Consider the following 22431-nt stretch of genomic DNA (forward strand, 5'->3'; position numbering starts at 1 on the left):
GTTGTCGCAAAACCGCTGCACACGTTTGCGCGACATGCATCACGTCCAGTGCCCGAGCACCGCCGTAATCGAAATCGCCGCCATCGCCAGCAGCGCCAGCTTCCAGAAATCGCTGCGCCGCTTCAGTCCGGGCCAGCCGAGCGGCTTGATGAGCTGGATGACCATCATGGCGATGATGACGAGCGCGAGAAGTTTCGACATGCAGCCTTTGATCAGCATCGCGGCTGGCTGTCAAAGCGGCTCCGCGATCGCCGTCTTTCCAGTGCGGCAGGCCTCTTTTCAGCACTGCCTTGTCACTTCGATGGATAAATCGGAACGCCGGTCATGAGAGCCGCACCCTCCTGACAGACTGCTGTCAGCAGGGGTGTGCGATAGTGCCTGCATCGAAAGAGAGGAGACCAGCCATGAACGGCATTACCATTCTGCGTAGCGTGCAGCACTATGTCGGCAAGATCCGGACGATCCGCAATGAGATCCGCACCCAGCGATTCATGAACACCCTGCCGGCGGACATCCGCAAGGATATTGGTTGGCCGGACATGTATGGCGACCGCCGCAATGGCAGCAATTGAGGCAAGCTTTCTGCGTGGCGTTTGGATGCGACCTGGCGACGAGCTGAAATGGGCATGCTGAAGCCTCCTGACAGTATGGTGTCAGGAGGCTCGTGCCATAGTGCGATGGCCGCCGAAGCCGGATGGCCGAGAGGACGATCGATGAAAAGCTGGAACGACAGGCTGAACACGCCTGGCCTCAACGGCATAAGACCGTGGCCACGCACCATCGGCGACGTCGTCGAAGGCCAGCCGATGCTGGTTCCTACAGCTCGCCAGGTCCATGCATTCATCCGCTCCATCCCCGAAGGCATGGACGTGGATATCCGCGCTTTGCGCACCGCTCTCGCCATCGAGCACGATGCCGAGATGGCATGTCCGGTCACCATCGGCTATCATCTGCGCACCGTCGCCGAGGCCGCCAACGAGGATCTTGAGCGTGGTATGGCGCTGGGCGACGTTGCGCCGTTCTGGCGGGTGGTCGACGCAAGCACGCCGACAACGAAGAAACTGTCCTTCGGCGCGGCCTTCGTCGCCGCGCAGCGCAAGCGCGAAGGGCTGGAACGATAGACGCCGAGGGACCATACGATGCGCCGCGCCGACAGGCTCTTCCAGATCGTGCAGCATCTGCGTGGTGGTCGTCTGGTCACCGCCCAGAAGCTGGGCACGTGGCTCGAGGTTTCCGAGCGGACGATCTATCGCGACATCGCAGACCTGCAGTCGACCGGCGTGCCGATCGACGGCGAGGCCGGTGTCGGCTACATGATGAGGGAGGGTTTCGACCTTCCGCCGCTGATGTTCACGCGTGACGAGATCGTCGCGCTGGTCGCCGGCGCCCGCATGGTGCGCGCCTTTGGCGGCGCGGCCATGGCGCGAGCCGCCGACGAGGCGCTGGTCAAGATAGGCGCCGTGTTGCCCGACGCCGAAAAGGACCGCATCGCCCGTACCGAGATCCACACGCCGATGTGGGTGGTAAGCGATGCCGCCCGCGAAGCCATCGACCTGATCGAGCGGTCCATCGAGAAACGTCAGGTGCTGACCATCGACTATTCGGATGAGGCCGGCCGCAGCACCGCGCGCGACATCCGCCCGCTCGGCCTGTGGTTCTGGGGCAAGGTGTGGACCTTGGTCGCCTGGTGTGAGATGCGCGGCGATTTCCGCGCCTTCCGCATCGACCGCATCGCCTCGGTGGTCATCGCCGGCCGCACCTTCAAGCCGGAGCGCGGCAAGCAGCTCGCCGATTTCTATCGCGCGGTGGAGCGCAGCGAGGATTACGGCATGGCGCCGGACCGGGCGGCGCGAAGCTGACACGGAAGATCACAAAAAAGCCCGCTTGAAAGCGGTCTCAGACCGCTGACAAACCCCGCCGATTCGGCCGGCTTGAAAGCGGGCGTTTTGTTTTGGATGCGAAATGCCTACTCCTCTTCGTCGGCATCCTTGTCCTTCGACTTTAGCGCCGAAAGCTTGGCGAAGACGGCGTTGGCGTCGAGTTCCCGGTCCTCGTCTTTCGGCTTTTCCGGCGCCGGCACCAGTCGTTCGGTCAAGGCGGCCGGCAGCAGCGTATCGCCGACCGGCTGCGCCTGCTCACGGCCGCGCGAGGCGCGGTTGATTTCCATATCGAGGTCGATCTGCGACGTCAGGCCGAGTGTCACTGGATCCATCGGCTGGAGATTGGCGGAGTTCCAGTGCTTTCTGTCGCGGATCTGGTCGATCGTCGACTTCGTTGTGCCGACAAGGCGGGCAATCTGCGCATCCTTGAGCTCGGGATGGTTGCGCACCAGCCAGAGGATGGCGTTGGGCCGGTCCTGGCGCTTCGACAGCGGCGTGTAGCGCGGACCCTTGCGTTTGGATTCCGGCACCCGCACCTTGGGATCGGAGAGCTTCAGCCGGTGGTTGGCGTCCTTCTCGGCGCGCGCGATCTCGTCGCGAGTGAGCTGGCCGGTCATGATCGGGTCCATGCCCTTGATGCCTTGCGCCGACTCGCCGTCGGCGATCGCCTTGACCTCAAGCGGATGCAGTCCGCAGAACTGCGCGATCTGCTCGAAGGAAAGCGCTGTGTTGTCAACCAGCCAGACGGCGGTCGCCTTTGGCATCAGCAGCGTATTGGCCATTACAAAAATCCTTCTCGTTCGCCCGCGTTCCCGCGCGGGCGGTGGTTTAGAGCCACCAAATGGGAAAATCGCGGTCTATATAACCGCTCGCTCGCCGTTTCGCAATGTTTTTGGCAGGCGCGCGTCAAGGACGGCACGGCAGCGCGACCAGCAGACCGCGAAGGGTCGGCAGATGACGCCATGCAGTCGAAAGCTTCAAAAAGACAAAGCCCGCCAGACCAAGGTCGGGCGGGCTCGGAACCGGCGACGGAAATCCGTCTGCTGCGGCTCTGGCTTCTAAAGCTTGATCCCGAACCGCGGCTCGGCGTTGCGGAAAAGCAACGCCCGGTCTTCGGGCGGGATCGTGCTCGAGATCAAAGCCCTTGGCGGGCGATTCTCTCGATGTCGCCGCGGTTGATGCCGAGGTCGTTGAGCTGACGAGCGTTCAGCCGGTTCAGTTCGCGCACGGTTTCGTTGTACATGCGCCAGTTACGGAAAGCGCGGATCGGGTTCATGGTAGTCCTCCATCGTTTCGATGCCGCGTAAGTAGGCATCGGCGATGAAAAATTGAACAGACGCTTTTGCATGGCCGCAATGCGTTTGTTGCATTGCACCATTAAGCTTTCGTTCAGTCTGTTTGCCGGTCGTCAGGCGACATCGAGCACAATCTTGCCGATGTGCTCACCCTCCTCCATCCGCTCATGCGCCCGCCAGGCTTCCTTGAGCGGGAAGATCGTGTCCATCACCGGCGCAACCTTGCGCGTGCCGAGCAGCGGCCAAACCTGCGCCTCCAGTGCCGCCGCGACTGCCGCCTTGAACTCCACGGTGCGTGGCCGGAGCAGCGATCCCGTGTGCACGAGCCGCTTTGCCATGATCTTGAAGAAATCGGCGCTCGCCACCGCTCCGCCCTGCGTCGCGATCTGGACGATGCGGCCTTCCATGGCTGCAGCCTCATAGTTCCGCGCCACATAGTCGCCGCCGACCATGTCGAGGATGACATTGGCGCCCTTGCCGCCGGTTGCCTCCTTGACTGCGGCGACGAAGTCCTCCTCGCGGTAGTTGATCGCCCGGTCGGCGCCGAGCTTGAGGCAGGCGTCGCATTTCTCCTTGCTGCCGGCGGTGGTGACGACATAGGCGCCGAAAGCGGCAGCAAGCTGGATCGCCGTGGTGCCGATACCCGACGAGCCGCCATGCACGAGCAGGGTCTCGCCGCTCTTCAGGCCGCCGCGCTCGAAGACATTGTGCCAAACAGTGAAGTAGTTCTCCGGCAACGCCGCCGCTTCGGTGTAGGTAAAGCCGGCGGGCAGCGGCAGCACGCTGCCGGCGTGCACTCTGACATATTCGGCATAGCCGCCGCCCGCCGTCAGCGCACAGACCCGATCGCCGACGCGCCAGCGCGATATCTCATCACCAAGGGCAGCGACTTCGCCTGCTGCTTCCAGGCCCGGCAGATCCGACGCTCCCGGCGGTGGCGGATAGGCGCCCTTGCGCTGTTGCACGTCCGGCCGGTTGACGCCGGCGGCCCGCACCCGGATCAGGATCTCGCCGGGACCGGGAACCGGTACGTCGCGGGTTTCCGCTTTCAGCACCCGCGGCCCGCCCGGTTCCGATATGGCGATCGCCATCATCTTCGCCGGAATTTTCTGTGCGTTCGCCATGAATTTTCCCGTCGTGCTCCGCCGGTTTCTCGTGCCAGCTCTTGCCCGCCATTTGCATCCATACCCTTGCCCTATGTATGCTCATTGGCAAATCAGGCAAATGGGCAATCACGGAGGAGCGACGATGGCGATCTTCGACGACGAACCCAAGAAGAAAGCGCGCCCGCACGAGATCGGGCAGGATCTGTCGCTGCTTTCCGTCGATGAATTGTCCGAACGGATCGGCATCCTGCGCGACGAGATCGCCCGGCTGGAAGCCGAGCTCAAGACCAAGGGCTCGACCAAGTCGGCGGCAGAGGCGCTGTTTCGCCGTGGGTAGTTACTGCGGGTAATTCCAAAAGCTCGGGCACGCCGCCGAAAAGCCCGAATGCCGCTGTCTCCAGACTTGTGCCCTAAACCCCAGCCGGATTGAAAAATGTTCGCAAGCTACAGACCGATCCTCTCGCTGCTGCGCGGCACCGCGTTCCTGTTGGCGGCATCCGGACTGCACGGTCTGCTGTTGCCGCTGCGCGGCCAGGTGGAGGGCTTCTCGACGGCATCGCTCGGCCTGATGGGCACGGCTTGGGCCGGCGGCTTCGTCACCGGCTGCTTCTTTGCGCCACGCATCGTGCGCCGCGCCGGTCATGTCAGGGCTTTCGGCGCCTTTGCCGCATCGGGAGCGATCGTCGCACTGCTCACCGGCCTGATCATCGACGAATATACCTGGATCCTGCTGCGCGCCTTCACCGGCTTCACCATGGCCGGCGCCTTCATGGTCATCGAAAGCTGGCTCAACGAGAAGGCCACCAACGAAAACCGCGGCACCGTCTTCGGCCTCTACATGATGGTCACCTATGCCTCGATCATGGGCGGTCAGATGATCGTTGCCGGCGGCGATGTGAGATCGGCGTCGCTGTTCATGATCACCGGCATTCTGTTCTGCCTGTCGCTGATCCCGACGGCGGTCTCGACGGCGTCTCACCCCAAGCCGCTGCAGGACGTGTCGCTTGACGTCAAGGGGCTCTACGTCAATTCGCCGGTGTCGGCGATCGCTTGCGTGCTGATCGGCATCGCCAACGGCGCCTGGGGTACACTTGGTGCCGTCTATGGAGCGCGCATCGGCATCTCGACAGCCGAGATCGCGCTGATGATGAGCCTCGTGGTCATCGCCGGCGCTGCCATGCAGCTTCCGGCCGGGCGGCTCTCCGACACGACGGACCGTCGTTTCGTGCTGGCGGGCGCGGCCTTCGGCGCTGCGCTGTTTGCCATCGCCATCTTCCTGTTCGAACCGCGCTCCGGCGTCTTCGTCATCGTCTGCACCGCCGCCTACGGCGCCTTCGCCTACACGCTCTATTCGATCGCGGTGGCGCATGCCAATGACCATGCGCGATCGGAGGACTTCGTCAAAGTGTCGGGCGGCCTGCTGCTGCTTTATGGCTTCGGCACGATGATCGGTCCGCTGGTGGCCGCCGGCCTGATGGGCTGGATGCGCCCTGAGGGGCTGTTCCTGGCCACTGCGCTCGCGCATCTCAGCCTGGCTGGCTATACGCTGCTGCGCATCAGCCGTCGCGCGCCGGTGCCGATCGAAGGCCGCGATGCCTTCAAGACCCAGCCCGCCGATCGCTCGGTGACGCCGGAAGCGTTGCGGCTCGACCCGCGCAGAAAAGCTGAAGCCGACAGTTGAGATTCGAGGCGCTTTGCCCCACAAATAAGGCATGATGCTTTCCGACGCCTTCATGGCGATTGCCGATCCCAACCGGCGCCATCTCTTGGAAGAGCTCCGGCGCGGACCGAAGACCGTCAACGAATTGGCATCCGGCTTGCCGGTATCCCGCCCGGCCGTTTCGCAGCACCTGAAGGTGCTGCTTGATGCGGGGTTGGTCAACGCCAAGCCGGAAGGCACCAGGCGCGTCTATACGGTCAGCAATGCCGGCTTCCTGAAGCTCAACATCTGGCTCGACCAGTTCTGGGATGCGGAGCAGCTCGGTTCATCCGGAAGCTGAGGGCGTCGTCAGCACGTCGGCAACTATGCAGCTTCAGGCCTTAATCAATTCCAGGAAAAGTGTGAAACGGTTTTCCGTCCGGAATTGCGCAAAAACAAAGAGATAGAGCGGTCCGGCGTTTCCATGAAACGATGAACCACTCTAGCCATTGTTGTAGGGGAAGAGCTTGAAATAAGGCTGCGCTTCCTCGATCACACGGGCAACCGAGGGGCGTTGCAGCAACCGGTCGTGATAGCGCCTGACCGCAGGATATTCGTCTCCGAACGGCTCGACCTTGTTGGCGTAGAACAGCGCGGGGGCGGCAGCGCAGTCGGCCATGGTGAAGCTCGCGCCCGCCGCCCATATCCTCGACTGCATGTCCTGTTCAATGATGGCGTAGGAGCTGCGCAGCTGGGCGCGGGCCTGCTCGACGCCGAACGGATCGGTCTTGCCCTCCGGCCGCAGCCGGTCGCCAACGATCTTCTGCATCGGTTCCTGGACGTAGAAGTCATAGAAGCGGTCGGCGAGCCGGGTCTGGCGAGCGAGATCAAAATCGGCGGGGATCAGTTCGACCGGTCCAGGATAATACGCGTTGAGATATTCGATGACGATCGTCGATTCCGGCACGGTCCGGTCCAGCGCTTCATCGCGCAGCACCGGCATCTTGCCGAGCGGCCACAATTTCAGAAACGCCGCGCGCGACTGTTCATTGCCGAGATCGACAACGACGGATGTGAATGGCGTGCCGTTCTCATAGAGCGCGATCAGCGGTTTCCAGCAGAAGGAGGCCAGTGGATGAAGGTGCATAATCAGGGACATTGTTTGTCGTTCCTTGGGTGGTCTGTCTCGCGGTGTCGGGGTCGGATAACTATCTGGCCTGGCTGTGGGCGACGATGGCATCGATGATCGCGGCCCAGTCGTCGGGATGCAGCTCGTGGCCGCCGCCCTCGATCCGGAGCAGCCTTGCACCGGCGACCGCGTCGGCAAGAGCGGCGCCATGCTCGACTGGAAAGATGGGATCGTCGGTGCCGTGGATAACAAGGAGTGGGATTTTCATGTCGCGCAGCCGACCCGTCCAGTCCTCGCCGCTCCTATCTTCGCCACTCTTGAGCATGAAATGATTGGTCGCACTTAGAAAACCGCCGGACCGGTCATAATCCTGTTCGACGAAAGCCCGTGTTCGCTGCTCGTCGAAAGAGTGCGCCGCACCGGTGAGCGCATGCGCGTCCTTAACGATGAAATCGACCACTTGGCCCCGGTCCGCGCAGTCGACCTTCGCGCCTTCGGCCGAATGTCTCCTATAGGCCTCGGTGGTTCCGGGCAGATGCGACGTATCGATGCCTAAGGGCGAGCTGCTGATCACCGTCAGCGAAGTGACACGCGACGGGTATTTCAACGCCACGAGCTGCGCGATCATGCCGCCCATCGACATGCCGACCATATGCGCCTTTCGGATTCCATGGTCGTCAAGGACGCGGATAGTATCGTCCGCCATGTCGTCGAATGTATAAGGCGGCTCGCCCGGCGCGTATTTGGTCGAACGGCCGGTATCGCGATTGTCATAGCGGATCACGAAGCGACCCTCGCCGGCCAGCTTCCGGCAAAACGCTTCGGGCCACCAAAGCATGGAAGCCATCGCGCCCATGATCAACAACACCGCCGGATGGGCCGGGTCGCCGAAGGTCTGCGATACGATTTCGGGGTGTCCGGCGCTTTTCATGGTTTTCCTCCGTGGGCTTCCGATCTGATTGCAATTTGCAATCAGTTGCACGATACTAAAACCGATACAATAATGCAACCGGTTTTGGAGATTCGCATGAACATCGATCGTCGGTCCGGATGCCCCATCAACCTGTCGCTCGAAGTGTTCGGCGACCGGTGGAGCCTGATCATCCTTCGCGATATCATCTTCGGCGGCAGACGCCACTTTCGCGAACTGCTCAACGGCTCGATGGAGGGCATCGCCTCCAACATCCTCGCCGACCGACTGAAGCGGCTGATGGAGCTCGGCATGCTGACCAAGACGGGCGATCCCTCCCACAAGCAAAAGGCGATCTACAGCCTGACCGAAATGGCGATTACGCTGGTGCCGATCCTGGCCCATCTCGGCGCCTGGGGCCGCGTCTGGCTGCCGGTCAGCGACGAGCTCTCGATCCGTGCCGAGCTTCTGGAAAAAGGCGGCCCGCCGATGTGGGAGCAGTTCATGAACGAGTTGCGCTACGAGCATCTGGGCACATCTCCCGCGCCAACTGGACCCGCTGTCCGCGCGATCTTGCAGGCCGAATACGATGCGGTGGTCGCCCGCAACGCGGAGCGCGTCGGCTGCGATCCGGCGCCATGACCAACTTATTTTCCCAATTGCGGGCTGGCTCTGCTATCAAGGGACTGAAGATAATTTACGGGATTGGATAACGCTCTTGGTCGAGAACTCTAAGGACACTGCCCGTGCGCGGGCCGATTTGCGTTTCAAGAAACAGGAAGAGGCAGCCACGGTGCGCCAGAAGGCGATGGCGGAATATGTCGCCGAGAGCGACGCCCGCCAAGCCAAAACCAACAAGCTGCGGGCGCTGCGCCTTGCCAAGGAAGCGGAAGACCTGGCCAATGCGCCTCCGGCGCCGGTGAAGAAGCCTCGCGCCAAGAAGAAATAAGCCGGCGCTCCCTGGATCCCACTGCTTCCTTTCGTACGCGAAACAGTTTCACCGCGATCTGTTCTGCCGGTTGATAACTGGCGCGTTTAGGACACGGCCATGACCGCACTGACGCTCGACAAAGCCCTTGAAATCATCGCCGCCGCCTTTGCCAAGGGTGCCGAGCTCAAGCTCAGGCCGCTTGGCGTCTCGGTGCTCGATGCCGGCGCCCATCTGGTCGCGTTCCAGCGTCAGGACGGCGCGTCGTTCCTGCGTCCGCAAATGTCGGCCGGCAAGGCCTATGGCGCGCTCGCTATCGGCATGGGCTCGCGCCGGGTGGAAGCCTTCGCCAAGGAGCGCCCGCATCTGATCGCCGGCGTCTCCGACGTGTCGGGCGGGCGCGTCCTGCCGGTCGTCGGCGGCGTGCTGATCCGCGACGAGGCTGGCACGATCATCGGCGCCGTCGGCATTTCCGGCGACACGTCCGACAATGACGAAACGGCAGCCATCGCCGGCATCGAGGCGGCTGGCTTTCGGGCCGACCCGGGCTGAGCCGAGATCCTTAATTCATGTTGATGTCGCGGCTGGCCGACCGCATCGACACCGAAAAGCCGGCTAGCACGTCGATCAGCGCTATGATCATCAGTGTGAAGAAAACAGAATGGGCGGCGCCCTTCACCAGCAGGAACTCGACCAGATAGGCCACAAAGACGAAGGTCGACAAAAGGTGGTCCATGATCGAGGCATTTGTCGTACGCGTCGACTTCACCACTTCGACGAACAAGAAGATCAGTGCGATCAGCACGATAAGATCGCCGAGGGTCATCGAGAAAACGCCACCCGACATCATCCGGACCGAAAACATTTCGGTCGCCCACGGATCGTCGCCGCTGCCGAATATTCCTAGAAGCCCGAGATTGTAGAGGATGAAAGGCACGATCAGCAGCGGGATGGCACCGAACATGTGGCGGCTCCGGTTGGACTGATCTTTGTAGAGTGCGCCCGGCGTTCGCCGTCAAGAATTTTCGTGCGACCGATAAACACGGACAAAGACGGCGTGAAACAACAATGTCAGGCCCGGCTGATACGATCAGTTGTCGCAAACGCAAAAAGACCGGCCAATGGCCGGTCGTTTCGCAACCTGTAAACCGTCGAAAGCTCTCTCAGCTTTCCTTCGGCTCCAGAACCTGGCGACCGCGATACATGCCGGTCTTTAGGTCGATATGGTGCGGACGGCGCATCTCGCCGGAGTTCTTGTCCTCGACATAGGTCGGGGCCTTCAGTGCGTCGGCGGAACGGCGCATGCCGCGCTTCGACGGAGAGGTTTTTCGTTTCGGAACGGCCATGGATATGCTCCACTACATGGTCAAAACGCCCCGCCGGCCCTCGTGAAAGGGCCACATCAGGGGCCGGAATCTGAGAAAGTCGGCTGCCTATACACGCCCGATGGCGTTTTGGCCAGCGTCGCCGTGTTTTTTTTTGACACTATCGCAGGCAACCGACATAGGCGCCGGCGCGGCCCGCGCGCCGCTCGATCAACGCGGCAAGCCGCCTCAGTCCCGGCCCGGGCTTCGCTGGATTGCGCACGATCGGGTTCGGCAAGGTGACGGCAAGCAGCGCTGCCTGCCGGCGCGACAGCTGTTTTGCCGAGACGCCGAAATGATGCTGGGCGGCGGCCTCGATGCCGTAGACGCCCGGTCCCCATTCGGCGATGTTGAGGTAGATCTCCATGATCCGCCGTTTCGACAGCACCGCATCGAAATAGACGGCCAGCGGCAGTTCGACGACCTTACGGACCGAGCCCAACGGCCGCGACCATAGATAAAGGTTCTTTACCGTCTGCATGGTGATGGTCGAGGCGCCACGTGTCATCTCGCCTGCGAGCGCATCGTCGACGACGCCGCGCAGCTCGCCCAGATCGACGCCGCGATGGAAACAGAACTGCCCGTCCTCCGACATGATGACCGAATATGCCAGCACCGGCGCGACCTCGTCGATGGAAACCCAGCGCCGATCGTAGCCGGAAAACGTCGCCAGGTCCTTCAGCATCAATGTCGACACCGGATGCACGAATGACGGCAGGTACAGGAAGGTCAGCAGCACCGGCACCAACGCCAGCACGACGGCGACGGCGATGCCGCGCCGGACCCAGCGTTGAAGACCGATGCGGCTGCCGCGTCTCGGTCTTGCCATGTCCAACCCTTCGGTTTCGTGATCGACGATCGGTTCCGCCAAGCCACCCAGTCCGCGCTACTCCCTGCCCCCGGCATAATGGCGCTTGGCTTCTTGCGCAACGTCTGAGTGTCGGCTACCGCTCCCGACCATGACGAAAGACGACCAAATGGCGTTCGAAGCCGCACTTATTGCCCGGGCAGTTCCGCTCGAGGCGCTGCTGAGACGGTTGCTCGACGGACGCACGCTTTCGGGCGAGGTCGCGCGGCCCGAACGCCTGATGGCGGCAATGCGACATGGCGTGCTGAACGGCGGCAAACGACTGCGTCCCTTCCTGGTTATGGAAAGTGCTGCACTGTTTTCAGCCGATGGCGAGGCGGCGCTGCGCGTGGCGGCGGCGCTCGAATGCGTGCACTGCTATTCGCTCATCCATGACGATCTGCCGGCCATGGACGACGACGATTTGCGCCGCGGCCAGCCGACCGTGCACAGGGCTTTCGATGAGGCGACCGCCATTCTTGCCGGCGACGCCTTGCTGACACTTACCTTCGACATCCTTGCCGACGAGGCGACAATGCTGCCGGCCGAGCGCAGGGCAGCGCTGGTGCTGGCACTGGCCCGTGCCGCCGGGGCGGGAAGCATGGTCGGCGGCCAGATGCTCGATCTCGAGGCCGAACAAAGCCGGCCGGACGAGGCCGGCATCATCCGGCTTCAGGCGATGAAAACCGGTGCGCTGATCCGCTTTGCCTGCGAAGCGGGCGCCATCCTTGCCGGCGCGCCGTCGGGCGACCGCGAAAGGCTGGCCGAATTTGGTTCGGCGATTGGGCTTGCCTTTCAACTTGCCGACGATCTGCTCGACCTGACCGCCGACGCGCATCAGATGGGCAAGGCCACGGGCAAAGATGCCGCGGCCGGCAAGGCGACGCTGGTCGCGCTGCACGGACCGGGCTGGGCGCGGGATCAGCTCCAGGGCCTCGTCGACCAGGCTCATGCGCTGCTCGAGCCCTATGGCCAACAAGCCGCGCTTCTGAAACAAGCGGCGCAGTTCGTAGCGGCCCGCAACAATTAAAAGCGCTCCCCATGGCGCCGTACAGTCACGGAGAATTGCCGACTGTTCGGGCAGATGCCTTGGAGCAGCCGATCGGGACTCCGGCGATGTCGGACCATATGGCTCGCCACGCCAGTTGCCGGGCCATTCTTCAACCCTCGGCGGCAGGGTTCCGCGGCTAGCGTCGACAGCGGTCAGCCTTCGCCAGTTGTCTTTTCCGCCACGGGCTGCGGAACCGGTTCCAGCTCGGCCGCCGCCTCGACCGCCTGCGCTTCGGCCGGCTTGCGCCGGTTGCGGATGAAGGCGGCGATGCGGTCGCGGATTTCGCCGGCGCTGAGGAACACCGGAACGCGCGCCACCGGCGCGGTCGGCTCGAAGGACAGGCCAAGGCCGGTGATCCTGCCCTTGTCGTCGACGTCGCGAACGATCAACTCGATCGGACCGAGCAGCACGCGGTCGGCGTATTCGGCGTGGCCGCCGAGCCGCGTAGTGACCAGGTCGCCGATGCTGAGCTTGCGTTCCGCCTCGGTCAGGCCCGGCGCATAGGCGGTCTCCAGTTCCTCGGCGGAGCGTGACGGATCGACAGCGAAGGCGCCGAAGAAGTCCGCATCCTCGGGATCGACCACGGCACGGCTGGCGAACAGCTTGTCGAGCAGGCGCGGATAGCGGTCCGGTACGAAGATGTAGACATGGTCGCCGGCCGCCAGGCGGCCCATATCCTGGAAGCGCATCGAGCGTCCGTCGCGCAACACAAGCGATGGCCGCGCCCAGCGCGGAATGCGTTCGCCACGCGCCACCGGGCTGCCGGGTGCCACGCGGTAGGCGAGAAGCTCATGATGGGCGGAGCCCGGCAGTTCCAATTCGACCTTGTCGAGCGGTCCCAGGCGGGCCGGCACGATAAGGCCGAGGCGGCGCGCCAGCGGCCCGACGGTCCATCCCTGGATGATCAGCGAGACCAGCACGATGATGAAGGCGGTGTTGAAGATGAGGCGGCCGTTGTCCAGGCCGCCGAGCAGCGGCGTGATGGCAAGCAGTATCGACACGGCGCCACGCAGGCCAACCCATGAGACAAAGGCGACTTCCGGGCGTGGCAGGCGGAACGGCACCAGGCACAGCCAGACCGCGATTGGCCGTGCCACAAATATCAGGAACAGGCCGAGCAGCACTGCCGGCATCAGGATCGCCGGAAATTGCGAAGGCGTCGCGAACAGGCCGAGGATCAGGAACATGATGATCTGCGCCAGCCACGACATGCCGTCCTGGAAGCGCTTGAGGATGGTGACGGCCCGAATATCGGAATTGCCGGCAATCAGGCCTGCGAGATAGACCGCCAGGAAGCCGGACCCGCCGACGGCGCCGGCGGCAGCAAACACCATCAGCGACAGCGTCAGCACGAAGATCGGCAACAGGCCGTGATCGAGATTGAGGCGATCGACAAGACGCACAATGGCCATGCCGCCGAGAATGCCGATGACCGCACCGAGGCCCATGTTGACCAGGAAACCGACGGCAAGATCGGTAACCAGCACCTTTGCCTCGGGGTGGATGTTGGCGGCGATGACCTCGACCAGCGTGATGGTCAGGAAGATGGCGATCGGGTCATTGGTGCCGGATTCCACCTCGAGCGTGGACCGCACGCGCTCGCGCAAATTGATCTCGCCGGCGCGTAGCAGGAAGAACACCGCCGCAGCGTCGGTCGAGGCGACGGCGGCACCGAGCAGGAAGGATTCCAGCCAGGTCAGGTCGAGCAGATAATAGGCGGCGGCGCCGAACAGGCCGGTGGTCAAAAGGACGCCGAATGTCGCCAGCGACAGCGCCGGCCCGGCCGCCTGCCGTAAGGCGTTGAGCGGCGTACCGAAGCCGGAATCGAAAAGGATGACCGCCAGCGCCAATGAGCCGGCAAAATAAGCAACTCGGGCGTTGTCGAAGTGGATGCCGAGACCGTCGGTTCCGGTAGCGAGGCCGATGCAGAGAAACAGCAGCAGGAGAGGGGCGCCGAAACGGAAGGCGATCAAGCTCGAAAACGCGGCGGCAACGACAAGTGCTGCTCCAACAAGCGTCACCAGATAGATACCATGCTCCATTCGTTGGTCGCCCCTAGTCGATATGCTCCGGCATCACGGGAGAGTGAGGCGAAGACATGGCCGCTGCAAGGCAGCAGCGTGGCTTTTTGCCCCACGCTGCCGATCGTCGAAAGTTTTGGCATCCCCGAGCAGCAGAGCGTGCGTTGGCGGTTCGTGCTGCAACGAAAAACGCCCGGACTGAGCCGGGCGTCTTCCAGGTCGAGAAGCTGGCTCTGCGATCAGGCGATGGTCTTGCCGAAGGCGACGGCGGTATCGCCCATGCGGTTGGAAAAGCCCCACTCATTGTCGTACCACGACAGCACCGAAACGAAGTTGCCGTCCATGACCTTGGTCTGGTCGAGCGCCACGATCGAGGAATGCGGATCATGGTTGAAATCGATCGAAACATTGGGGTGACGGGTAACGGCGAGGATGCCCTTCAGCTTGCCGTTCGAGGCGGCGATCACCGCGTCATTGATCTCCTGGACGGTGGTCGGCCGCTTGGCGATGAACTTGAAATCGACGAGCGAGACGTTCGGGGTCGGCACGCGGATGGAGATGCCGTCGAGCTTGCCCTTGAGTTCGGGCAGTACCAGGCCGATGGCCTTGGCAGCACCGGTCGAGGTCGGAATCTGCGACAGCGCGGCGGCGCGGGCGCGGTAGAGGTCCTTGTGCATGGTGTCCAGCGTCGGCTGGTCGCCGGTGTAGGAATGGATCGTCGTCATCATGCCCTTCTCGATGCCGACCGCCTCATTCAGCACGGCCGCCAGCGGCGCCAGGCAGTTGGTGGTGCAGGAGGCGTTCGAGATGACGATGTGGTCCTTGGTCAGCTTGTCATGATTGATGCCATAGACGACGGTGAGATCGGCGCCCTCTGCCGGAGCGGAGACGAGAACGCGCTTGGCACCGGCGGTCAGATGGGCGACGGCCTTGTCGCGGGCGGTGAAGATGCCGGTGCATTCGAGCGCGATGTCGATGCCAAGCTCCTTCCAGGGCAGTTGTGTCGGATCCTTGATCGCGGTGACCTTGAATTTTTCCTTGCCGACGATGATCTGGTCGCCGTCAACCGTCACCTCATGCGGAAAGCGGCCATGCACGCTGTCGAAGCGCAGCAGATGCGCGTTGGTCTCGACCGGGCCGAGATCGTTGACCGCGACGACGTCGATATCCTTGCGGCCGGATTCATGGATGGCGCGCAGGATGTTGCGGCCGATGCGGCCGAATCCGTTGATGGCAACTCTGACGGTCATTGTTCTCTCCCTGGGAGTTGGAGGCCGAAGATCAAGTCCGCAGCTTCATAACGGCGGACGGGCAAAGAATCCAGCCGCCGAGGCGTGGATTTAAATCGATTAGTGCTCCACCGCCCGGCAAAACCGCTATGCCAGCCTTTGCCGGGCGGGGCTCACTTTCATTTGCCATGCAGACGGGCTTCCGCCGCCTTCACCGTTGCCTCGGCTGTGATGCCGAAATGCGGGTAGAGCTGTTCGATGGTGCCGGAGGCGCCGAAGCCGGTCATGCCGACAAAGATGCCGTCGGTGCCGATGAAGTGATCCCAGCCCTGACGGATGCCGGCTTCGATGGCAATCTTGAGCGGCGCATTGCCGATCGTCCTGCTGCGATAATCGGCGCTCTGCTTGTCGAACAATTCGAAGCACGGCACCGAGACGACGCGGGTCGCGTGGCCGTGCTTTTCCAAGGCCTCGCGGGCGGCCAGCGCGATCTCGACCTCGGAGCCCGAAGCGAAGATCGTCACCGCCGCCTCGCCACTGGCGGCGGCAAGTTCATAGGCGCCGCGGCTGGAGAGGTTTTCCGCAACGAAGTCGTTGCGTACCGTCGGCAGGTTCTGCCGGGTCAGCGCCAATGTCGAAGGCGTCTTTTCCGACTCAATGGCCAACTGCCAGCATTCCGCGGTTTCCACCGCGTCGGCCGGGCGGAAGACATTGTGGTTCGGAATGGCGCGAAGTGCTGCCAGATGCTCGACCGGCTGATGGGTCGGGCCGTCTTCGCCAAGGCCGATGGAATCATGGGTCATGACGAAGATCGAGCGGATGCCCATCAGCGAAGCAAGCCGCATCGCCGGACGGGCATAATCGGAAAAGCACATGAAAGTGCCGCCATAGGCGATAATGCCGCCATGCAATGTCAGCCCGTTGAGCGCGGCCGCCATGCCGTGCTCGCGAACGCCGTAATGAACGTAGCGCTGGCCGTAATCGTCGGCGGTGATGTTCTTGGTCTGGCTGGTCTTGGTGTTGTTGGAGCCGGTCAAATCGGCCGAGCCGCCGATGGTTTCGGGCACGGCGCCGTTGATGACCTCCAGCGCCATTTCCGATGACTTACGGGTGGCGACCTTCGGCTTGTCGGCGGCGAGCTTCTTCTTGTAATCGCCAATGACGGCGTCGAAGTTGGCTGGCAGCGTGCCACTGATGCGGCGTTCGAACTCTGCGCGCAATTTGGCATCGGCCTTGGCAAGCCGGCTCTCCCAGTCGGTGCGCGCCTTGACGCTGGTCCGCCCGGCGGTACGCCATGCGTCGAGGCTGTCGGCCGGGACCTCGAAGGGCGGCGAATCCCAGCCGAAGAATTTTCTGGCGCCGGCGATTTCCTCGGTGCCGAGCGGCGAGCCATGTGCCTTGTTGGTGCCGGCCTTGGTCGGCGCGCCGAAGCCGATCGTCGTCTTGCAGGCAATCATCGTCGGCTTGTCGGAGTGGCGGGCCGCTTCGATGGCATAGGCGATCGCTTCCGGGTCCTGGCCGTCGATATGGCTGGCATTCCAGCCGGACGCCTGGAAGCGGGCGACCTGGTCGGTGTTGTCGGCCAGCGACACCGGGCCATCGATCGAGATGTTGTTGTTGTCCCAGAAGACGATCAGCTTGTTCAGCTTCAGATGTCCGGCAAGCGCAATGGCTTCCTGGGATACGCCTTCCATCAGGCAGCCGTCACCGGCCAGCACATAGGTGTAGTGGTCGACGAGATCATTGCCGAAAGCGGCATTCATGATGCGCTCGCCGAGTGCGAAGCCGACCGAATTGGCAAGGCCCTGGCCGAGTGGGCCTGTCGTCGTCTCGATGCCGGCGGCATGGCCGTATTCCGGGTGGCCCGCGGTCCTCGACCCCAATTGGCGGAACTGCTTGATCTGGTCGATGGTGATGTCTTCGTAGCCGGTCAGATAGAGCAGCGAGTAAAGCAGCATCGAGCCGTGGCCGGCCGACAGGATAAAGCGATCGCGGTCCGGCCAATGCGGGTTCTTCGGATCGTATTTGAGAAAGCGGGTGAACAGCACCGTGGCGATGTCGGCGCAGCCCATGGGCAATCCGGGATGGCCGGAGTTTGCCTTCTCCACAGCGTCCATGGCGAGAAAACGGATCGCATTGGCCATCCGGTCATGTTGTTCGCGCGAAGTCATGCTTCCTCCAAAATGGGGGTTTGGGCCTTGGGAAAGCCCTTGAAAAGGGTGCGCGACACATAGCAGGCGCGGCCTTTTAGTCAACAAATCGGTGTGCTTTTGCCGGTCTTGTGATGGCCATGCGCGACTTACATTAGCGTTAGCAGGGGACAGTCGCGACAGCTTTATTGACGTGCGGTTCACACGATGCGTAATGTTTCAGGGATAACGCGTTCTGAACGTGGATGATTCGGTGATGGGCAGGGCGCAGGACGAAAGCCATGACCGGGGAAACGACCCTCAAGGAAGTCATTGCCAGGCTGGGTAAGGCCATCGACGGGCTGGAAAACGCCGTCGCGGCCAAGCTCGAGCATGAGCGGGACTATTCGGAAGCCGAGGCCGAAGTGCAGCGGATGAACGCCGACCGCTCGCGGCTGGCGCAGGAGCTCGACAATTCCGAAGCTCGCGCCGAACGGCTGGAAGATGCCAACAAAGAAGTGTCGCGAAGGCTGGTGACAGCCATGGAAACCATCCGCGCGGTACTGGACAGGTAGGCTAATGGCACAAGTCACGGTTTCCATCGACGGCAAGCAGTATCGGATGGCCTGCGACGAGGGCCAGGAAGAGCATCTGATCGATCTTGCCGAGCGCTTCGACCGCTATGTTTCGCATCTGAAGGATTCTTTTGGCGAGATTGGCGACCAGCGGCTGACCGTGATGGCCGGCATCATGGTCATGGACGAGCTTTCGGAACTGCAAAAGCGGGTCAAGGGCATGGAAAGCGAAGTGCTGACGCTGCGCAAGACGCGCGACGACGCACTGACCAAGGCCGACAAGAACGATTCCGCGCTGACCGGGGCGCTCGGCGCGCTGGCCCAGCGCATGGAAGACCTGGCGACGACGCTGGCAGTGAACAAGGCCTGAGCCAGCGCAGCGAAAATTCCTGCGGCATTTGCCGAGAAGCAATGAAAATATTTCGCCGCCGGCCTTGATGCCGGCGCAACAGGCATTTGAAGGATGACGCCGGAGTGATAGAAAGGCAAAAGCAGCGCCGGTCAACGCCGGCTGCGATCTGCACTCACAGGGTAGGGACACGCCATGAGCCTTCGTATCAACGATATCGCACCGGACTTCACCGCTGAGACCACGCAAGGACCGATCAGCTTCCATGAATGGATCGGCGACGGCTGGGCAGTATTGTTCAGCCATCCGAAGAACTTTACGCCGGTTTGCACGACCGAACTCGGCACAATGGCCGGGCTCGAAGGCGAGTTCAGGAAGCGCAACGTCAAGATCATCGGCATCTCGGTCGATCCCGTCCAAAGCCATGAAAAGTGGCAGAACGACATCAAGACCGCGACCGGTCATTCGGTGAACTACCCGCTGATCGGCGACAAGGATCTCAAGGTCGCCAAGCTTTACGAGATGCTGCCGGCGGGTGCCGGCGAGAGCTCGGAAGGCCGCACGCCCGCCGACAATGCCACGGTGCGTTCGGTTTACGTCATCGGGCCCGACAAGAAGATCAAGCTGGTTCTCACCTATCCGATGACGACCGGCCGCAACTTCGACGAAATCCTGCGCGCCATCGATTCCATGCAGCTGACCGCCAAGCACCAGGTGGCGACGCCGGCGAACTGGAAGCAGGGCGAGGACGTCATCATCACCGCTGCCGTCTCGAATGAGGATGCCATCAAGCGCTTCGGCGCCTATGAGACGATCCTGCCATATCTCAGGAAGACCAAGCAGCCTTCCGCCTGAGCAGGCAGGGGCGGCACGGAGAAATTTTCGGTTTTCCTGACCCTATGAGCATGGGGTGCTTGACGGCGCCTGGTTGACGGACAACCATGCCTTTCATTTGCCGTGGCAGAGAAAATCCTTCCTGCCGTGGTGAGGGGCGAAGGAGGCTGGGATTGGACGCATTATCGGCCAGGTCGCAGGTCACCGGCTTCTATGACGAGCCGAGCGGGTCCGTCCAGTATGTGGTCGCCGACATGGCGACCCGCAAATGCGCCATCATCGATCCGGTGCTCGACTTCGACGAAAGGTCCGGTGCAACGGCAACGAAGAACGCCGACGCCCTGCTCGACTTCGTCAGGGAAAGCGGGCTGGAGGTCGAGTGGATCCTCGACACGCATCCGCATGCCGATCATTTCTCCGCCGCCCATTATTTGAGGGGGAGAACCGGAGCGCCGACGGCAATCGGCGAAAAGGTCATCGACGTCCAGAAATTGTGGAAGGTGATCTACAACTGGTCGGAATTCTCCCCCGACGGTTCGCAATGGGATAGGCTATTCGCCGACGGCGCAACTTTTTCGGTCGGCGGCCTTCCGGCGAGAGTGCTGTTCTCGCCGGGCCACACACTGGCCTCGATCAGTTACGTCATTGGCGACGCCGCCTTCATCCACGACACGTTGTTCATGCCGGATAGCGGCACCGCCAGGACAGACTTTCCGGGCGGCAGTGCCGAGCGGCTCTGGCGTTCGATCGAGGACATCCTGGCGCTGCCGGACGAGACACGTCTGTTCGTCGGTCACGACTACCAGCCGGGCGGTCGCGAAGCGCGCTGGGAAAGCACGGTCGCGGAGCAGAAAGCCAGCAACATCCATGTTGCCGGCGGCAAGACGGAAGCCGACTTCGTCGCGCTCCGCCAAGCCCGCGACAGGACGTTGCCGATGCCGCGGCTGATCCTGCACGCGCTGCAGGTGAACATGAACGGCGGACGCCTGCCGGAACCGGAATCCAACGGACGGCGCTATCTGAAGTTTCCGCTCGATTGCCTGTGAGGAGATGGGTCGCTGGCACTACAGTGCCATCCAAACTTGGCGCCGCCCTCATCGTTCTGCGACGGTCATTCAAGTTATTGATCCTTATTGATCCTGATTCGATTTTTGCGATGTTTGAATCCGATAGGCCATGCGGGAAGACGGTGGCGGCAGCCGGATGAGGAGCAGCGCAGACCTCAGCCAGGTGTTTACTCGGCGTCAGGGTTTTGTTCGGCGGGCTAAATGTTCATACGTGATTTGCCAAGGGTCGCTCTCGGAAGATCTTTCCTCGCCGATCCAATGGAAGTTGTTGGCAGTGATCTCTGTGAAACGCCAACGAGTTTTCAGGCCGCGCGAGTCATCGCCGAGCTGGACAATGTCCTTACCCTCGGCTCGGCCGATCTGGCGCGAGTGATCCCGGTTGAGCGGGTCGTTCCATATGATGTGCCAGCCATCGATCCCAGGGTCGAAGATGCGCAGGGTCGTGCCGTACATCGTGGACGGCGCAGGGCGCTTGGGCCTGATCCAAACGTCCTGAATCGCGCGGCCTTCGACCACCCAGCCAAAATGGCATTCGCCATCCCATTTCTGGATTGTGCCGTCGTCGAGATAGTGGACCGAGTCCATTTCCCAGCTTCCAATTAGCCATCCATAGAGGGCCATGTCTTTCGCCCGATCGGCTGGGGGACCTTCGGATCCAAGAGCGGTCAGAAACGGGGAAATCGTCATCGTCATACTGCCTTTCGTTTCCAACAGACGAGCTCCAACTGCCTGAGGCAGCCCCACAGGCTAGTTATCGCGCCGCCTGCCGCGAGCGCCGGTTTGTGGAATGCCGCGGTCGGCGCCGGAACATTGCCGCCACAGCTTGCAACGTTACGGTTTTCAGGGCTTGGGGAAAATTGCGGTAATGCCGCTATCAGTGGGATCGTCTGCGGACGCCATGGCAACGCTACTGAGCAGCTATGCCAGCGGATCGGACATCCGCGCGCCGCGGAACCGGCAACCCTCCAGAAAAACGGCGGCGCCAGTTACCTGACGCCGCCGTTTTTTGGTTCTCTTGGAGGCCTTACGCCGCCGGCTGCGCCTCAATCGTGCGCAACGCCTGCGTCTGGCGCTTGGCCGCGGCCTTGACCGCGTCCTGCACCTTCTCGAAGGCACGCACCTCGATCTGCCGCACGCGCTCGCGGCTGATATCGAACTCGGCCGACAGCTCTTCCAGCGTCAACGGCTCATCGGCGAGGCGGCGCGCCTCGAAGATGCGACGTTCGCGGTCGTTGAGCACGGCAAGAGCGCCGGACAGCATGCCGCGCCGGTTTTCCAGCTCGTCCTGCTCGATCAGCATCTCTTCCTGGCTTTCGTGGTCGTCGACCAGCCAGTCCTGCCATTCGCCGGACTCGCCTTCACTGGCCCGGATGGGCGCATTGAGCGAGGCGTCGCCCGACAGACGGCGGTTCATCGACACGACTTCCGCTTCCGAGACGTTCAGCCGGGTGGCAATCTCGGTGATCTGGTCGGGCTTCAAATCGCCTTCATCGAGCGCCTGGATCTTGCCCTTCACCTTGCGCAGGTTGAAGAACAGGCGCTTCTGGTTGGCGGTGGTGCCCATCTTGACCAGACTCCACGAGCGCAGGATGTATTCCTGGATCGAGGCCTTGATCCACCACATCGCATAGGTGGCGAGACGGAAGCCGCGCTCCGGTTCGAATTTCTTGACGGCCTGCATCAGGCCAACATTGCCTTCCGAGATCACCTCGCCAATCGGCAGGCCGTAGCCGCGATAGCCCATGGCGATCTTGGCGACGAGCCGAAGGTGGCTAGTGACGAGCTTGTGCGCAGCCGTGGTGTCCTCATGCTCGGCGTAGCGCTTGGCGAGCATGTACTCTTCCTGCGGCTGAAGCATCGGAAAGCGGCGGATTTCTTCCAGGTAGCGGCTGAGACCGCCTTCGCCGGAAACGATACTGGGTAATGACTGGGCCATGATAGCGCCCCCTCTCTATTGGAGTGATGCCCCCGAAACGCGGCGGGCATGTGGCACGAATGCCAAAGGCACATTCGCGCCAACCGACATATATAGGAACAAAACCAGAAAGACAGGCATTTGTTCAACACGAAACAGTGTG

At 62.4% G+C, this 22431-nt stretch carries 28 protein-coding genes; 14 read left to right on the forward strand and 14 right to left on the reverse strand.

The features are described from left to right. Window positions 1-39 precede the first annotated feature (39 nt). Window positions 40-201 (reverse strand): hypothetical protein, encoded by a 162-nt coding sequence (locus NKH78_RS19300; RefSeq protein WP_008873884.1) that lies wholly within the window; start codon window positions 199-201, stop codon window positions 40-42. Window positions 202-404: 203 nt separating this feature from the next. Here NKH78_RS19300 and NKH78_RS19305 point away from each other — a divergent pair, with 203 nt between their 5' ends. The 3 genes from NKH78_RS19305 to NKH78_RS19315 all read left to right on the forward strand — a co-directional run bounded on the left by NKH78_RS19305 (window position 405) and on the right by NKH78_RS19315 (window position 1859). After that, on the forward strand, window positions 405-572 hold the full coding sequence (locus tag NKH78_RS19305) for a hypothetical protein (protein ID WP_352505002.1): 168 nt from the start codon (window positions 405-407) through the stop codon (window positions 570-572). Between the two features lie 141 nt (window positions 573-713). Then, a complete protein-coding gene (locus tag NKH78_RS19310) occupies window positions 714-1121 on the forward strand; it encodes a hypothetical protein (RefSeq protein ID WP_352883526.1) in 408 nt (135 codons plus the stop codon). A gap of 18 nt (window positions 1122-1139) precedes the next feature. After that, a complete protein-coding gene (locus NKH78_RS19315) occupies window positions 1140-1859 on the forward strand; it encodes a helix-turn-helix transcriptional regulator (protein WP_023678491.1) in 720 nt (239 codons plus the stop codon). Between the two features lie 107 nt (window positions 1860-1966). On the opposite strand, the gene NKH78_RS19320 is transcribed toward NKH78_RS19315, so the two are convergent. The 3 genes from NKH78_RS19320 to NKH78_RS19330 form a co-directional block, all read right to left on the reverse strand. Further along, entirely contained in the window at window positions 1967-2662 is a 696-nt protein-coding gene (locus NKH78_RS19320; protein WP_023678492.1) for a DUF1013 domain-containing protein, read from the reverse strand. Window positions 2663-3015: 353 nt separating this feature from the next. Beyond that, the gene (locus NKH78_RS19325) at window positions 3016-3156 is read right to left on the reverse strand and encodes a DUF1127 domain-containing protein (protein WP_023720976.1); all 141 of its coding nucleotides are present in this window, start codon (window positions 3154-3156) and stop codon (window positions 3016-3018) included. 132 nt (window positions 3157-3288) lie between these two features. Continuing rightward, complete coding sequence (locus tag NKH78_RS19330; RefSeq protein ID WP_352452476.1) at window positions 3289-4299, reverse strand: NAD(P)H-quinone oxidoreductase; 1011 nt, start codon at window positions 4297-4299, stop codon at window positions 3289-3291. A gap of 124 nt (window positions 4300-4423) precedes the next feature. Between NKH78_RS19330 and NKH78_RS19335 the strand changes: the two genes are divergently transcribed. The 3 genes from NKH78_RS19335 (at window position 4424) to NKH78_RS19345 (ending at window position 6281) form a co-directional block, all read left to right on the forward strand. Beyond that, window positions 4424-4618: a DUF1192 domain-containing protein gene (locus NKH78_RS19335; RefSeq protein ID WP_023678495.1), complete on the forward strand. Its 195-nt coding sequence runs from the start codon at window positions 4424-4426 to the stop codon at window positions 4616-4618. A gap of 96 nt (window positions 4619-4714) precedes the next feature. After that, the gene (locus NKH78_RS19340) at window positions 4715-5962 is read left to right on the forward strand and encodes an MFS transporter (protein ID WP_023678496.1); all 1248 of its coding nucleotides are present in this window, start codon (window positions 4715-4717) and stop codon (window positions 5960-5962) included. A 31-nt stretch (window positions 5963-5993) separates the two neighbouring features. Beyond that, window positions 5994-6281, forward strand: coding sequence for an ArsR/SmtB family transcription factor (locus NKH78_RS19345; protein ID WP_254816544.1), 288 nt, complete (start codon window positions 5994-5996; stop codon window positions 6279-6281). Window positions 6282-6422: 141 nt separating this feature from the next. On the opposite strand, the gene NKH78_RS19350 is transcribed toward NKH78_RS19345, so the two are convergent. Beyond that, on the reverse strand, window positions 6423-7079 hold the full coding sequence (locus tag NKH78_RS19350; RefSeq protein ID WP_352739598.1) for a glutathione S-transferase family protein: 657 nt from the start codon (window positions 7077-7079) through the stop codon (window positions 6423-6425). A 49-nt stretch (window positions 7080-7128) separates the two neighbouring features. Continuing rightward, window positions 7129-7980 carry an alpha/beta fold hydrolase gene (locus NKH78_RS19355; RefSeq protein WP_352739597.1) on the reverse strand — a complete coding sequence of 284 codons (852 nt, stop codon included), beginning with the start codon at window positions 7978-7980 and terminating at the stop codon, window positions 7129-7131. A gap of 96 nt (window positions 7981-8076) precedes the next feature. On the opposite strand from NKH78_RS19355, the gene NKH78_RS19360 reads away from it, so the two are divergent. The 3 genes from NKH78_RS19360 (at window position 8077) to NKH78_RS19370 (ending at window position 9439) form a co-directional block, all read left to right on the forward strand. Further along, entirely contained in the window at window positions 8077-8601 is a 525-nt protein-coding gene (locus NKH78_RS19360) for a winged helix-turn-helix transcriptional regulator (protein ID WP_352739595.1), read from the forward strand. A gap of 76 nt (window positions 8602-8677) precedes the next feature. Next, a complete protein-coding gene (locus NKH78_RS19365) occupies window positions 8678-8908 on the forward strand; it encodes a hypothetical protein (protein WP_023678501.1) in 231 nt (76 codons plus the stop codon). A 99-nt stretch (window positions 8909-9007) separates the two neighbouring features. Further along, window positions 9008-9439: a GlcG/HbpS family heme-binding protein gene (locus NKH78_RS19370; RefSeq protein WP_352739594.1), complete on the forward strand. Its 432-nt coding sequence runs from the start codon at window positions 9008-9010 to the stop codon at window positions 9437-9439. A gap of 10 nt (window positions 9440-9449) precedes the next feature. On the opposite strand, the gene NKH78_RS19375 is transcribed toward NKH78_RS19370, so the two are convergent. From NKH78_RS19375 to NKH78_RS19385, 3 genes are all read right to left on the reverse strand, one after another. Next, entirely contained in the window at window positions 9450-9851 is a 402-nt protein-coding gene (locus tag NKH78_RS19375) for a hypothetical protein (protein WP_254816550.1), read from the reverse strand. 199 nt (window positions 9852-10050) lie between these two features. Continuing rightward, a complete protein-coding gene (gene rpmF, locus NKH78_RS19380) occupies window positions 10051-10233 on the reverse strand; it encodes a 50S ribosomal protein L32 (RefSeq protein ID WP_006203806.1) in 183 nt (60 codons plus the stop codon). 139 nt (window positions 10234-10372) lie between these two features. Next, window positions 10373-11131 (reverse strand): biosynthetic peptidoglycan transglycosylase, encoded by a 759-nt coding sequence (locus NKH78_RS19385; protein ID WP_352505152.1) that lies wholly within the window; start codon window positions 11129-11131, stop codon window positions 10373-10375. A 79-nt stretch (window positions 11132-11210) separates the two neighbouring features. Here NKH78_RS19385 and NKH78_RS19390 point away from each other — a divergent pair, with 79 nt between their 5' ends. Further along, a complete protein-coding gene (locus tag NKH78_RS19390) occupies window positions 11211-12128 on the forward strand; it encodes a polyprenyl synthetase family protein (RefSeq protein ID WP_352739592.1) in 918 nt (305 codons plus the stop codon). A 173-nt stretch (window positions 12129-12301) separates the two neighbouring features. On the opposite strand, the gene NKH78_RS19395 is transcribed toward NKH78_RS19390, so the two are convergent. The 3 genes from NKH78_RS19395 to tkt form a co-directional block, all read right to left on the reverse strand. Further along, window positions 12302-14191: a potassium/proton antiporter gene (locus tag NKH78_RS19395; protein WP_352739590.1), complete on the reverse strand. Its 1890-nt coding sequence runs from the start codon at window positions 14189-14191 to the stop codon at window positions 12302-12304. A 218-nt stretch (window positions 14192-14409) separates the two neighbouring features. Beyond that, window positions 14410-15420 carry a type I glyceraldehyde-3-phosphate dehydrogenase gene (gene gap / locus NKH78_RS19400; RefSeq protein ID WP_023678507.1) on the reverse strand — a complete coding sequence of 337 codons (1011 nt, stop codon included), beginning with the start codon at window positions 15418-15420 and terminating at the stop codon, window positions 14410-14412. Between the two features lie 158 nt (window positions 15421-15578). After that, a complete protein-coding gene (gene tkt, locus NKH78_RS19405; protein ID WP_352883534.1) occupies window positions 15579-17570 on the reverse strand; it encodes a transketolase in 1992 nt (663 codons plus the stop codon). Window positions 17571-17830: 260 nt separating this feature from the next. Between tkt and NKH78_RS19410 the strand changes: the two genes are divergently transcribed. From NKH78_RS19410 to NKH78_RS19425, 4 genes are all read left to right on the forward strand, one after another. Continuing rightward, window positions 17831-18103 (forward strand): DUF4164 domain-containing protein, encoded by a 273-nt coding sequence (locus NKH78_RS19410; protein WP_023678509.1) that lies wholly within the window; start codon window positions 17831-17833, stop codon window positions 18101-18103. Between the two features lie 4 nt (window positions 18104-18107). Beyond that, the gene (locus NKH78_RS19415) at window positions 18108-18473 is read left to right on the forward strand and encodes a cell division protein ZapA (protein WP_023678510.1); all 366 of its coding nucleotides are present in this window, start codon (window positions 18108-18110) and stop codon (window positions 18471-18473) included. A gap of 174 nt (window positions 18474-18647) precedes the next feature. Beyond that, on the forward strand, window positions 18648-19307 hold the full coding sequence (locus tag NKH78_RS19420; RefSeq protein WP_023678511.1) for a peroxiredoxin: 660 nt from the start codon (window positions 18648-18650) through the stop codon (window positions 19305-19307). 152 nt (window positions 19308-19459) lie between these two features. Continuing rightward, entirely contained in the window at window positions 19460-20332 is an 873-nt protein-coding gene (locus NKH78_RS19425; protein WP_352739586.1) for an MBL fold metallo-hydrolase, read from the forward strand. 198 nt (window positions 20333-20530) lie between these two features. On the opposite strand, the gene NKH78_RS19430 is transcribed toward NKH78_RS19425, so the two are convergent. Both NKH78_RS19430 and rpoH read right to left on the reverse strand, forming a co-directional pair. Continuing rightward, entirely contained in the window at window positions 20531-21064 is a 534-nt protein-coding gene (locus tag NKH78_RS19430; protein WP_352777834.1) for a hypothetical protein, read from the reverse strand. Between the two features lie 313 nt (window positions 21065-21377). Next, window positions 21378-22289, reverse strand: coding sequence for an RNA polymerase sigma factor RpoH (rpoH, locus tag NKH78_RS19435; protein ID WP_023678514.1), 912 nt, complete (start codon window positions 22287-22289; stop codon window positions 21378-21380). Window positions 22290-22431 lie beyond the last annotated feature (142 nt).

It is taken from the genome of Mesorhizobium sp. M0910, assembly GCF_040319465.1.
Classification (GTDB): Bacteria; Pseudomonadota; Alphaproteobacteria; order Rhizobiales; family Rhizobiaceae; genus Mesorhizobium.